This window comes from Mesorhizobium waimense (genome assembly GCF_003601975.1).
Classification (GTDB): domain Bacteria; phylum Pseudomonadota; class Alphaproteobacteria; order Rhizobiales; family Rhizobiaceae; genus Mesorhizobium; species Mesorhizobium waimense.
Genome location: NZ_QZWZ01000041.1, coordinates 24003 through 35839, shown reverse-complemented (window position 1 = coordinate 35839; position 11837 = coordinate 24003). Strand labels below are relative to the sequence as shown.

The following is an 11837-nucleotide window of genomic DNA, read 5'->3' as shown; positions in this document are numbered from 1 at the left end:
ACCGACAGGAGGAAATCAAATGCTTCTCGCAACGACCAAGGTGGCGGACGTCGACCGCTTCATCCGTATCTTTTCGACCAAGGGCGCCGACAAGCGCCGGCTGCACGGTTCGAACGGCGCAACCGTGTTCCGCGATCCCAGCGAGCCCGACCGCGTCTGGGCGATCTTCGACTGGGACGCCGAGGGCTGGAAGAACTTCGTGTCGGACCCCGAAGTGCCGGCGATCCTCCAGGAAGCCGGCCATGTCGGCAAGCCGCAGGCGGCTATGCTGCTTGGCCACTATGAGGCCTGACGTGCCCTTCGCGCCGCCTGCCATAGGCGGCGGCGCGCCCACGAAACCACAAGATCGGAGAAATGAGATGGACCAGAAACCCATCAAGATCGGCCTTATTGCCGAACTCACCGGCCCGCTGTCCTTCATGGGCATCGCCAACGCAAACCTCACGACCATGCTCGTCGACGACATTAATGCCAGGGGCGGCTTGCTGGGCCGTTCGGTGCAGGTCGTCATCGAGGACGGCGAGACCACCGACAGCGTTGCCAAGGCGAGGACTGCCAAACTGATAGACGTCGACAAAGTCGATCTGGTCGTCGGCGGCATCTACAGCTCGACCCGCCAGGCCATTAAGAGCGAGGCAGTCGCGCGCGGCAGGACGCTCTACATCTACACCGAACAATATGAGGGGCAGGAAAACGATCCGTTGATCTTCTGCACGGGTCCAGTGCCCGCGCAGCAGGTCGAGCCGCTGATCCCATGGATCATGAAGAGCACCGGGGCGAAGAAGTTCTATCTGCCATCGGCCGACTACATCTGGCCGCATTTGCTGAACAAGGCGGCGAGCCGGGTGGTGCGCGCCAACGGCGGCGCGATCGTCGGTGAGGAGTATTTCCCGCTCGACACCGTCGATTTTCGGCGCACGGTCCAGCAGATCATGGCGAGCGGCGCCGAGGTGGTGTTCAATACCCTCGTTCCCCCGGGCTTGACGCCGTTCCTCGACGAACTTCACAAAGCCGGTTTCGGCAAGCGGGGCGGCACAATCATCTGCACCTACTTCGACGAGAATTTCTTCAATCTCGTGCCATCCGAGCAGATCGAGGGCCTCTACAGCTGCCTCGACTATTATCAGGAGCTCGACGATCCGTTTGGCCGCGCGCTCCTGCGCCGCTACCAGGACCGATTCCCCGGCAGTGCGATGTTGACCGCGGGCAGCGGCTGCACCGGCCACTACCGGGCGATCAAGATGTGGGAAGCGGCGGTCGACGAAGCCGGCACGGTCGAGCGCGACGCAGTCATCCGGGCACTCGACCACGCTCGGATCAGCGAGGGACCGGGAGGCCCCGCCGAAATGGTCCCCAGCCAGCACCATGTTCGCATGAACATGTACATCGCGCAGGCGCGCGACGGTCGATTCCGGGTCGTGAAGAACTTGGGTCCGATAGATCCCAACGAACGCGCTCTTAGCGACGAATTCCAACCAAGCACAGCGGGGTAACTGGCGGCGTCGAGCACTGTTGTTCCAAATGGCGGGGGCGGCTAGATAATGCCCTCGCCATCACCGGGCCGATAGTGGTTGTACCAGTCAAACCCACGAGAGCGACCGGCAAATCAGGACGCGCTATCCGTGCCGCGAAACCTGAAGTCGCTGTCGGGCGACTATTCAATCCCGCTCTTGGCACAAGCGGTCCGCGATATGGACGAGTCAGTCCGCTTTCTAGTCTCTCCATCCCGAAAACGATAGTCCGCAACGGCCCAAGTCCGGCCGTTCTAAAATAGCCGCTTCGCACCATTTTGAGACCTTCGCCGACGGAAGAGTTTCAGGTCGTTCGCTGGTAATGACGGCACGAAGAAAGGTTCGGACCGCGAAATCCCATGGCCAAAGAAAACGAGATAAGTTGTCGGGAGCCGCGCCGGTCGTTCGTCCTCTGGATGAAGAACCGGATATCGAACCATGAGAAAGAACGCCGCAATCACGCACATCGACAGCGTCATGCAATCACCCGGAGCCTTCCAATGACCGCCACCATCACAGCCTTTGAACGGTCGCCCGACCGCGGCAAGGGACAGGCACGTGACATGCGTGTTCGTTGGGCGCTCGAAGAAGTGGGCCAAGCTTACGACGTTCGTCTCGTTTCGTTCAGCGCGATGAAGGAAAACGCGCATCGTGCGCTTCAGCCTTTCGGGCAGATTCCGACCTATGAGGAAGGCGATCTCGCTTTGTTCGACTCGGGGGCGATCGTGTTCCATATCGCGGAGCGCAATGCGGGCCTGCTGCCGGACGATGCGGATGCCCGGGCACGCGCGATCACTTGGATGTTTGCCGCGGTCAGCACGCTGGAGCCGCCGATCGTGGATCGGGAAACCGCCATGCTGCTGGAGCGCGACGAGGCCTGGCACAAGCAGCGCCTGCACATGGTCGAGGATCGTATCCGTGGCCGGCTGAGCGAACTCTCCGATCGCCTTGGCGATGCCGACTGGCTCGATGGTGCGTTCAGCGCCGGTGACCTTCTGATGGTGATGGTGCTGCGCAGGTTGAACCGATCGGCTCTGCTGGACGAATATCCGAACCTCTCCGCCTATGTCGCCCGAGGCGAAGCGCGGCCGGCCTTCAAGCGTGCTTTCGACGCCCAATTGGCGGTTTTCACCGCCGCATCAACCGGCTGACAAGGGCCGCTCCGGTCAGAGACGGCAGACGCGAGCGGACGTCCGCCTTGTGCCAATTGCCGCCTAGCCTCTAGCTCCTCAACCCCGGCGCTTCCTGCCCGGTGCGCTCGACATATTCCGTATAGCCGCCGCCATAGGTGTGGATGCCTTCGGGCGTCAGTTCGAGCACGCGGTTCGAAAGCGCCGCCAGGAAGTGGCGGTCGTGCGAGACGAACAGCATGGTGCCCTCATATTGCGAGAGTGCCGTGATCAGCATCTCCTTGGTGGCGATGTCGAGGTGGTTGGTCGGCTCGTCCAGCACCAGCAGATTGGGTGGGTCGAACAGCATCAGCGCCATCACCAGGCGGGCTTTCTCGCCGCCTGAAAGCACCCGACATTTCTTCTCGATCTCGTCGCCGGAGAAACCGAAGCAGCCGGCGAGTGCCCTGAGAGGCGCCTGGCCGGCCTGCGGGAAATTGTCCTCCAGCGTCTGGAAGACGGTGCGCTCGCCCTCCAGCAGCTCCATGGCGTGCTGGGCGAAATAGCCCATCTTGACGCTCGGGCCGCGCGCCACCGTGCCGGCGTCGGGATCGGAAGCGCCGGCGACCAGCTTCAACAGCGTCGACTTGCCGGCGCCGTTGACGCCCATGATGCACCAGCGCTCGCGGCGGCGGACCTGAAAATCCAGCCCCTCATAGATGGTGCGGCTGCCGTAGCCCTTATGGACGTTCTTCAGCGTGACGACATCCTCGCCGCAGCGTGGCGCCGGCTGGAATTCGAAATGGACGATCTGGCGGCGCTTCGGCGGCTCGACGCGGTCGATCTTGTCCAGCTTCTTCACCCGGCTCTGCACCTGGGCGGCATGCGAGGCGCGCGCCTTGAAGCGCTCGATGAAGGCGATCTCCTTGGCCAGCATCGCCTGCTGGCGCTCGAACTGCGCTTGTTGCTGCTTGTCGGCGATCGCCCGCTGCTGCTGGTAGAATTCGTAGTTGCCGGAATAGGCGGTGAGCGAGCCGGCGTCGATCTCCACTACCTTGTTGACGATGCGGTTCATGAACTCGCGGTCGTGCGAGGTCATCAGCAGCGCACCGTCATAACCCTTCAGGAACTGCTCCAGCCAGATCAGGCTTTCGAGGTCGAGATGGTTGCTCGGCTCGTCGAGCAGCATCACATCGGGGCGCATCAGAAGGATGCGGGCCAGCGCCACGCGCATCTTCCAGCCGCCCGACAGCTTGCCGACGTCGCCGTCCATCATCTCCTGGCTGAAGCCGAGGCCGTCGAGCACTTCCCGCGCGCGGCCGTCCAGCGCATAGCCGTCGAGTTCCTCGAAGCGGTGCTGCGCCTCGCCATATTTTTCTATGATCTCATCCATCTGGTCGGCCTGGTCGGGATCGGCCATGGCCGCCTCGAGTTCCGCCATTTCGGCCGCCACGTCGCTGACCGGCCCTGCGCCGTTCATCACTTCGGCCACCGCGCTGTGGCCTGCCATGTCGCCAACATCCTGGCTGAAATAACCAATAGTGACGCCGCGATCGACTTGCACCTGGCCCTCGTCGGGCTGTTCCTCGCCATTGATCACGCGAAACAGGGTCGTCTTGCCGGCGCCGTTGGGGCCGACAAGGCCAACCTTCTCGCCCTTCTGCAGCGCGGCCGAAGCCTCGATGAAGACGATCTGCCGGCCGTTCTGCTTGCCGATGCTTTCGAGACGAATCATGGGGTGTTCCGGGAGGCCGATGCGAGGTTGAGGGATTCGCCCGGGGCCATACGCGAATGAGGGTGCCGGGGAAAGAGGCAGAAGCGCCGCAGCACCGACAGTGAAGACTAGCGACGGCGGCAGTGACAGCCAATCTCCCCCTCGCGGGGAGATTGGCAGCCGCGGCGCCGGGCCTCTACTTCGCGTCGTGGAAGATGATGCCGACCGTATGCCGCATGCCCGAGCGCAGGCGGCTGACGCCGTGCCTGAGGTTCACGCGATAGTGGCCCTTGGTGCCCTGCACCGGGCGATTGTGGACGGCGAAGACCACCGCGTCGCCCTGGGTGAGCGGCACGACCTCGGCGCGGCTCTGCATGCGCGGGCGCTGCTCGGTCAGCACGAACTCGCCGCCGGTGAAATCCCTGCCCGGCTCCGACAGCAGGATCGCCACCTGCAGTGGAAAGGCGAGATCGCCATAGAGATCCTGGTGCAGGCAGTTGAAGTCGCCGGGGACATATTGCAGCAAAAGCGGCGTCGGTCGCGTCTGGCCGTTGCCGTGGCATTGCTCGAGGAATGCGGCGTGGTCCGCAGGATAGCGCTGGGCCAGCCCCAGGCGCCCGTTCCAGTCATTGGCGACCTCGGCCAGGCGTGGATAGAGCGCGGCGCGCAAGGCGCCGATCAGATCAGGCAGAGGGTAGCGGAAATAGCGGTACTCGCCCTTGCCGAAGCCATGGCGTGCCATGTGGACATGGCTGCGGAAGTGCTCTTCGTGGGGATAGAGCTCGGCGATCTCCCGGCACTCGTCGGGCGACAGCAGCTTTTCCATAACGGCGCAGCCATGGCCGTTCAGCTCGCTGGCCAGTTCGCTCCAGTCCTGATCAGCGACGCGCGCTTCCGCCGAACGCACCGCCCGCCTTGCGCTTATCGAATGGATGGTCATGGCCTGGCCTCCTCTTGGACCGTGAATGGCGGTCGACAATGGTCGCTGCCGCCGATCCTTGTTGCGTCGCGCCAGAATCCGATGGGGCGCCCGGAAAAGCCACCCGTTTCCTGCCAGGCTATGGTGAGCACCGGCCAAGCTGAACCGATTACGGCAACACCGCCATGACGATGCCGGGCCGGCCTTGCGCACGGCCGAAAGCCTGCTGCAGGCGTGTATTGGCGCGCACCGCCTCGCGGCCGGCATCGATGGTGCGGTCGACCTGTTCGGGCGTCAGCTTCAGCCGCGTCGGAATGGCGTTCAGCGCGGTCCCCTCGGCTGGCGGCAGGTCGGCGAAGGAGACCAGCTCCACCGTCATGCGCACGTCGCGGCAATTCCAGCCGGAATGGCCGCCGCGATAGCGCGCCACCGTCGCCGGCGGCAGGCTGCAGCGATACTTGACCAGCTTTTCGCGCCACAAGCGGAATTCCAACTTGAGGGCGTCGAATTCGTCGCGCACCGAGGACGCAATCGAGGTGCCGGCGGTGGCATCGATCATGTCGACCAGGCCAGGCCCTTGCTTGACCGTGACCCAGTCGGGTTCGATCCTGCGCCCGGCATCGGCGACGATCATGATCAGGGTGCGCATCCTCACTGCTGCTGCCGGCGACAGCGGGCTGTGCGCGGAGTCGGCAGTGTCGATCGATTCCGCGAAGCCGACCACCGCTATGTTGTCGGTCAATCCGCCGTCGAGCAGCTTGATGTAGCTGACGCGGTCGTTGTTCTGATACGAATCCAAGGCGAGGGCCGCCGCCTTGACCCGCAACGGCGCTTCCGGATCCTGCAGCCCGCGTCTAATCCAGTCCGGCTGCGTGTAGTTGCATTTGGTCTTCGGGGTCGTCGTCGAGACGACCAGCGGCGCGAACACTACCGGAAACGCCGCCGAGGCCGCAACGGCGTCGGCGATACGCAGCCTGTCGAGATCGCTGCAGATCGCCGCGAAGCGGTCGTAGGTGAAGCCGAAAGCGGTGCCGTTGTAGATGTCGGAGGCGTGGATCCAGACCAGCGGTGCGCCGGGGCGCTTGAAGGCGCTGTAGGTGGCGCCGTCGAAGAGGTTGCTGTTGAGCCACGCGGCAAGTGTGCTGCGGTCGTTGATGCCGCCCTTCCAAAGCCGCGCCAGGTTGGCAGGGGCCAGTTTGGCCGTATGCAGGGAGCTCTCGGCGTTCTGCAGCAGGAAGCGTTCGCGCAGGTCGCGGTAGCCATGCCCCTTGTAGCCGAGATAGGCCGCCGTCACCGCGCCGCCGGAAACGCCGCCGACGACGCGCACATCGTCGATCAGCGTATGCGCGCGCGGACCACTGCCGACGACGACACCGTCGAGCGCCTGCAGCACGCCATAGCTGAAAGCCGCGGCGCGCGTACCGCCGCCGGAGAAGGACAGTGCGACCACGGTCGAGCCATCGCCGGGGGCATCAGGAATGTAGGCCGGCGAGCCCGGTCCGACTTGCGTCACATGGGTGTTGATGGGCTCGACATCGTTGCCGACGCAACCGGCCAGCAGCGTTCCTGCCAACGCAAGCCAGCCCACACGCCAACGCATCGAGGACCCCCGATCGCTCGTCCCGGTATCAGTCTATCCGCATGCGGCAGGCCAAAGCAACGGCCCGACAGTCTCTCGACCCCGATTCGCCGCCCATGTGACCCTGCCTGCCCGCCTGTTGGGCAGCACGCCTGCCGGCCTCTGAGACGGGCGCCGCTCGCCTCAAGCCTTCCGGCGATAGACCTCCAGCTCCGGATCGAGATCGACCCGCACTGCGTTGGTGAACACGCAGGTCGCCACCATGATGCCAGCGAAGGCGACGAGATTGACCAGAAGCGCCTCGTCATAACGGGCTTTCAATTGCGACCAGATGCCGTCGGGGATGGCGTTGGCATCAGTGGCGATCGCTGTACCGAAGTCGATCAGCAGCGCCTCGTCAGAGGTGCGTTCGATGTTCTTGGGGTCGAACCCACTGTCGATCAGCGCCCGACGGAAGAAGGTGACGGGGATTTCGGCCCGGCAGGTCTCGGAAATCGCCAGCGACAGCAGCCAGATCGCGCGATCGCCGAGCGTGGGCCGGAGCAGGTCGCGCAGGGTGAACCATTCGGCATAGATGTGGTGGGCTGCCGGTGAGTGCAGCTGGATGCGCTTCATGTTGGTCATGCGGCCGCGCAGGCGAAGCTCCTCGTCATGCGCGGCGCGGATTTCTTCGGATGCCGTGGCGTAGTCGATCGGCGGGATCATGGCCATGGGATGGTCCTTGGTTTGGTGGCGGCCGTTTGAGGAACCAAGGCCCTCAGAAGCTCCCGCCAAGCGTGGCATGCAGATCCGGCGGCGTGCGCAGCGTGTTGCTCACAGTGCAGATCGTCTCGGCGTCCTCTACAATCCGCTGCTTCGTCGCTTCATCGAGGTCGCCCGAAATGTCGAGCGTGATCGAAATCCGGCCGACGCGGGAAGGGTCGCCCTCGGCCTTTTCGCCTGACACATCGGCGCGCACCTCGCCAAGGCTGGCGGCAACGCCCAGGCGTGTCGCTGCGATGCGGACGCTCAGCACCATACAGGCAGCCAAAGAGGCGTAGAGCAGGTCGAGCGGATTGAAGCCCGGCGCGCCGACCGCGGTCACGACATCGACCGTGCCGCCGGTCGGCGTGGTGACGACCGGCAGGCCGCCCGGCGGCAGGACGGCCAGCGCACCGGTGACGCGCGTCCTCACCTTGAGTTCACCCATGGCAAATCCTTTTCGGTCGCGGCAAAAATCAAAGGCGCAGCTGCCGTGGTGCGCGCCCTGCCCTGTTGCCGCTATATGGTACGCTTGGGGTCTGCGCCGCAACATCGACTGTTGACTTCAATTTCGCTACGCTGTGACACCTTCAGAATTGCCCTTTTGCTGCACTGTTCCGAGGTTCGGCAATGAAGCGCAGTCTCGCCTTTGGTTTGATTGCAGTTGCCGGCGTTGGCCTGCTCGGCGGCGGCGCATTATTGCTTGTTGGTCAGACCGCGGTTTCGCCGGACGCAATCCAGTCGTCGGTTATCCGTACTCCTGCGCTGATCGACAGCGCCTGGAAGTTGCCGGTGGCGGCCACGTTCAACGCCGGCCTCGACTGGCAAACGAACGGCTCGCGGTGCGGTCCGGCCAGCGTCGCAAACACATTCCGCTCCATCGGCGAGGAGGAGACAAGCGAGGCCGAAGTCCTCGAGGGCACGGGAAAGTGCTGGACAGGTTTTTGCATCGTCGGGCTGACGCTGGACGAGGTTGCCGAAGTCACCCGAACGAAGACCAGTCGGAAAGTCTCCGTGCTAAGGGACCTGAGCGCCGAAGAATTCCGCGAACACTTGAAGCATGCCAACGACCCGGGCCGCCGCTACATCATCAACTTTACCCGCGAGAAGATCTTCGGCGCTGGCAGCGGTCATTTTTCCCCGATCGGTGGCTATCTGGAGGCCGAGGACATGGTTTTCGTCCTCGATGTCAACGAGCGCTACAAGCCCTGGCTGGTCGAGCGTGAACGCCTGTTCTCGGCTATGGACACGATCGACAGCGATGGCGATAAAAAGCGCGGCTTGCTGCTGATCGAGTGACACTGAGAGCGACGCCTGGGTGCATCCAGGGTATAAAAAATTGCCCGATTTCAAGCCGATACGAACAAGCGCGAAGGCGCAGCTTCCATATGTGGGCTCATTCACACGGCCGCAGGGCACTGACTGCTATATTAGCCTCTTCGCACAATGGAGGCTCAAATGAGGTTCGTCGCAGTGCAGGAGCCGGATTGCACCTGGGCGGTGTTTGACACGACCGTCGACGAGCCCACCGACTATGCCGGTCGCGTCCTTTTTGGTTTGACGTTGAGTGAGGCTCAATGGTTCGCCGCCGTAGCAAATGATGAAGTCTCATGGCGGAAAAGCAATCCATCGGGCGCGCATCAGTGCCTGGTCGAACCGGAACCTGTAATCGGAGCCGCATGGGGCAACCATCAGTCGGCCGCCCATCTGCCAGGATGCTTGCTGGCACGGATTCCGGTTCTCACGGCCTTTGGCTAGACCGCCCGCGCCACCGGCCGCTTCCCTTCTCCTGCTTGTGGGATAGGGAAACGCGTTTACATCCAGCCGAGATTTGCAACGATGGGACCGCCCCTCAGCGCATCCACCCGTGCAAGATGTGTTTCTGGATCTTGCCGGACGCGGTGCGCGGCAAGGTTTCGGTGAGCAGAAATTCCTTCGGCACCTTGTAGCGGGCGATGCGGGCCGCACAGTGGCTGGCGAGCGCCGCCGGATCGGGCACGCGGCCGGGCTTTGCCACGACGAAAGCACGGCCGACCTCGCCCCAGCGTTCGTCGGCGATGCCGATGACGGCCGCTTCGGCGATGTCGGGATGGTCTAGCAGCACGATTTCGACCTCGGCCGGATAGACGTTCTCGCCGCCCGAGATGAACATGTCCTTGCGGCGGTCGACCAGGGTGACGAAGCCGTCTTCGTCGCGGCGCGCGATATCGCCGGTGCGCAACCAGCCGTCTTCGGTGAAGACCGGCGCCGTCTCCTGCGACCGGTTCCAGTAGCCCGGCGTGATGCTGGGTCCGCTGAGCCAGATCTCACCCGCCTCGCCCACGGCAACGTCGCGCCCGCCATCGTCGACGACACGCAGCGAGACTGACGGCCCCGGCAGGCCGGACGAGCCGGCCTTGCGGGCGATCAGGTCCGCCTCCGGGGGCATGCAAAGCACGGTGCCGGCTTCGGTCATGCCGTAGCCGTCGGCCATGCGGATGCCGTTCGCTAGCCACCAGCGAATCTCGGCGGCGGGGTTCGGCGCGCCGCCGGTAAAGATCGCGGTCAGCGATGTCCAGCGCGCCGGTTCGAAATCCGCGCCATTTCGCAGCATCCTTGCCATTTGCGGGACGCAGAAATAGTGGGTGACGCCGAGTGCAAGATCGGCTAGGCGCCGGTTGGTGAGATCGGGATCAAAGCCGGGCGCAATCAGCACCGTTCCGCCGTGCAGCAGCGCCGGACGCAGGCAGGTGATGAGGCCGATGACATGGAACATCGGCGCGTCGCAGAGGAAGACGCTGGCATGGCCGACGCGGCCGAGCACGCTGAAGTTGACGGCGGTGGCGAAGGCATTGGCCTCGGTCACGATGACGCCCTTGGGACGACCCGATGTGCCGGAAGTGTAGAGGATGATCGATGGCCGGTCGGCGGCCGGCAATGCGCGACGTGGCGCCGGCGGCTGCTGCTCCACTGCCGTCTGGAAGCGCCCGGTATCGAGTGGTGTACAGGCGGGGGGCAGCGCAATGTCGAGCTCGATGTCATGGAGCAGAAGCACTGGATCGCAGTCGGCAAGGATCGCCTGCCGCTCGGGCGTCGCGAGGCGCCAGTTGACCGGCACGAAAATGGCGCCGATGCGCATCGCGGCCTGCTGCAGGATGAGGAGATCGGCGCCGTTGCGGGCAAACGTGGCGATCCGTTGCCCCGCTCTTATGCCAAAGCCGGTTTCGAGCACCGAGACCGCACGCTGGATGGCTTCGTCGAGCGCCGCATAGGTCCAGCTCCGACCGGAAGCCAGATCGACGCACGCCGTGCGCGCGGGCTGGGTCCTGGCATGCAGGGCTACAGAGTCTGATGTCGTCCAGGCCGGCATTCGCAACTCCTCCCAGATTGCGTCGTCTATCGGCTCACCTTGCCTTGTCGTAGGCGCCGAGGCCGGGCTTGTAGCTCTTCTCGTCGATGAACTGGCGGATGCCTTCCTTGCGGGCCTGATTGTCGAAGGAGTTCGCCGCCTCCTGCGCGCGCACCAGATAGTCCTCGGCATTGTCGTAGGTCATCTCGGCAACGCGGCGGATGGCGTCCTTGGTCGCCTTCAAGGCCACGGGATTCTTCTTCAGCAAGGTGTTGGCGACCTCGGTGACACGCGCCTTCAGGCCTTCCAGCGGCAGGCTTTCATTGACCAGCTTCCAGGCGGCGGCCTTCCTGCCGTCGATGAGCTCGCCGGTCAGCGCATGATACATGGCGTCGCGCATCGACAGGAGGTCGACCACCACCTTGGTGGCGCCGCCGCCGGGCAGGATGCCCCAGTTAATCTCGGACAGCGCGAACTGCGCCTCGTCGGCGGCGAAAGCGAGATCGCAGGCGAACAGCGGGCCATAGCCGCCGCCAAAACACCAGCCATTGACCATGGCGATGGTCGGCACGCGGTACCAGCGCAGGCGCCGCCACCAGCCATAGGCCTCCGCCTGCACCTTGCGCACGGCGCCAAGGCCCTTGGCTTCGGTCTCGCGAAAATATTCCTTGAGGTCCATGCCCGCCGACCAGGCATTGCCTTCGCCGGACAGCACGAGCACGCCGACATCGTCGCGGAATTCGAGTTGGTCGAGAACCTCCATCATGCGCCGGTTGAGCGCCGGGTTCATGCAATTGCGTTTTTCGGGGCGATTGAAGCGCACCCAGGCGATGCCGTTCTCGATGTCGAAGGCAACGGTCTCTTCGCTCATGGCAACTCTCCTCCTGTTGCTTGCCGGGAGGCAGGCGCTGCATGCCGCTTCTCCCCTGCCCTGTG

12 protein-coding genes are annotated in these 11837 nt (G+C 64.1%); 5 read left to right on the top strand and 7 right to left on the bottom strand.

Annotated features, from left to right (window positions below):
* The first annotated feature begins 19 nt into the window (after positions 1–19).
* The 3 genes from D3227_RS31780 to D3227_RS31770 all read left to right on the top strand — a co-directional run bounded on the left by D3227_RS31780 (position 20) and on the right by D3227_RS31770 (position 2662).
* Positions 20–292, top strand: a complete 273-nt coding sequence (locus D3227_RS31780; RefSeq protein WP_120018142.1) for a hypothetical protein — start codon at positions 20–22, stop codon at positions 290–292.
* A 67-nt stretch (positions 293–359) separates the two neighbouring features.
* Positions 360–1493: a substrate-binding protein gene (locus D3227_RS31775; RefSeq protein ID WP_120018141.1), complete on the top strand. Its 1134-nt coding sequence runs from the start codon at positions 360–362 to the stop codon at positions 1491–1493.
* Positions 1494–2011: 518 nt separating this feature from the next.
* The gene (locus tag D3227_RS31770; RefSeq protein WP_120018140.1) at positions 2012–2662 is read left to right on the top strand and encodes a glutathione S-transferase family protein; all 651 of its coding nucleotides are present in this window, start codon (positions 2012–2014) and stop codon (positions 2660–2662) included.
* Positions 2663–2732: 70 nt separating this feature from the next.
* Here D3227_RS31770 and D3227_RS31765 read toward each other — a convergent pair whose 3' ends face one another.
* The 5 genes from D3227_RS31765 to D3227_RS31745 form a co-directional block, all read right to left on the bottom strand.
* Complete coding sequence (locus tag D3227_RS31765) at positions 2733–4355, bottom strand: ABC-F family ATP-binding cassette domain-containing protein (protein ID WP_120018139.1); 1623 nt, start codon at positions 4353–4355, stop codon at positions 2733–2735.
* Between the two features lie 175 nt (positions 4356–4530).
* Positions 4531–5274, bottom strand: coding sequence for a 2OG-Fe(II) oxygenase (locus D3227_RS31760; RefSeq protein ID WP_120018138.1), 744 nt, complete (start codon positions 5272–5274; stop codon positions 4531–4533).
* Between the two features lie 148 nt (positions 5275–5422).
* A complete protein-coding gene (locus D3227_RS31755; protein WP_120018137.1) occupies positions 5423–6853 on the bottom strand; it encodes a patatin-like phospholipase family protein in 1431 nt (476 codons plus the stop codon).
* Positions 6854–7015: 162 nt separating this feature from the next.
* Complete coding sequence (locus D3227_RS31750; protein WP_120018136.1) at positions 7016–7543, bottom strand: hypothetical protein; 528 nt, start codon at positions 7541–7543, stop codon at positions 7016–7018.
* Between the two features lie 46 nt (positions 7544–7589).
* The gene (locus D3227_RS31745) at positions 7590–8021 is read right to left on the bottom strand and encodes an OsmC family protein (RefSeq protein ID WP_120018135.1); all 432 of its coding nucleotides are present in this window, start codon (positions 8019–8021) and stop codon (positions 7590–7592) included.
* Positions 8022–8203: 182 nt separating this feature from the next.
* On the opposite strand from D3227_RS31745, the gene D3227_RS31740 reads away from it, so the two are divergent.
* Together D3227_RS31740 and D3227_RS31735 are read left to right on the top strand one after the other, a co-directional pair.
* Positions 8204–8872 (top strand): phytochelatin synthase family protein, encoded by a 669-nt coding sequence (locus tag D3227_RS31740; RefSeq protein WP_120018134.1) that lies wholly within the window; start codon positions 8204–8206, stop codon positions 8870–8872.
* A 159-nt stretch (positions 8873–9031) separates the two neighbouring features.
* On the top strand, positions 9032–9331 hold the full coding sequence (locus D3227_RS31735; protein WP_120018133.1) for a hypothetical protein: 300 nt from the start codon (positions 9032–9034) through the stop codon (positions 9329–9331).
* A gap of 94 nt (positions 9332–9425) precedes the next feature.
* Here D3227_RS31735 and D3227_RS31730 read toward each other — a convergent pair whose 3' ends face one another.
* Entirely contained in the window at positions 9426–10922 is a 1497-nt protein-coding gene (locus D3227_RS31730; protein WP_120018132.1) for an AMP-binding protein, read from the bottom strand.
* 34 nt (positions 10923–10956) lie between these two features.
* Positions 10957–11772, bottom strand: a complete 816-nt coding sequence (locus D3227_RS31725) for a p-hydroxycinnamoyl CoA hydratase/lyase (protein WP_120018131.1) — start codon at positions 11770–11772, stop codon at positions 10957–10959.
* Between the last annotated feature and the right edge of the window lie 65 nt (positions 11773–11837).

What these genes read in the sequence shown, in the direction of transcription:
- D3227_RS31780 (WP_120018142.1), top strand. Translation starts at nt 20, where the DNA reads ATGCTTCTCGCAACGACCAAGGTGGCGGACGTCGACCGCTTCATCCGT.
- D3227_RS31775 (WP_120018141.1), top strand. Translation starts at nt 360, where the DNA reads ATGGACCAGAAACCCATCAAGATCGGCCTTATTGCCGAACTCACCGGC.
- D3227_RS31770 (WP_120018140.1), top strand. Translation starts at nt 2,012, where the DNA reads ATGACCGCCACCATCACAGCCTTTGAACGGTCGCCCGACCGCGGCAAG.
- D3227_RS31765 (WP_120018139.1), bottom strand. Translation starts at nt 4,355, where the DNA reads ATGATTCGTCTCGAAAGCATCGGCAAGCAGAACGGCCGGCAGATCGTC.
- D3227_RS31760 (WP_120018138.1), bottom strand. Translation starts at nt 5,274, where the DNA reads ATGACCATCCATTCGATAAGCGCAAGGCGGGCGGTGCGTTCGGCGGAA.
- D3227_RS31755 (WP_120018137.1), bottom strand. Translation starts at nt 6,853, where the DNA reads ATGCGTTGGCGTGTGGGCTGGCTTGCGTTGGCAGGAACGCTGCTGGCC.
- D3227_RS31750 (WP_120018136.1), bottom strand. Translation starts at nt 7,543, where the DNA reads ATGGCCATGATCCCGCCGATCGACTACGCCACGGCATCCGAAGAAATC.
- D3227_RS31745 (WP_120018135.1), bottom strand. Translation starts at nt 8,021, where the DNA reads ATGGGTGAACTCAAGGTGAGGACGCGCGTCACCGGTGCGCTGGCCGTC.
- D3227_RS31740 (WP_120018134.1), top strand. Translation starts at nt 8,204, where the DNA reads ATGAAGCGCAGTCTCGCCTTTGGTTTGATTGCAGTTGCCGGCGTTGGC.
- D3227_RS31735 (WP_120018133.1), top strand. Translation starts at nt 9,032, where the DNA reads ATGAGGTTCGTCGCAGTGCAGGAGCCGGATTGCACCTGGGCGGTGTTT.
- D3227_RS31730 (WP_120018132.1), bottom strand. Translation starts at nt 10,922, where the DNA reads ATGCCGGCCTGGACGACATCAGACTCTGTAGCCCTGCATGCCAGGACC.
- D3227_RS31725 (WP_120018131.1), bottom strand. Translation starts at nt 11,772, where the DNA reads ATGAGCGAAGAGACCGTTGCCTTCGACATCGAGAACGGCATCGCCTGG.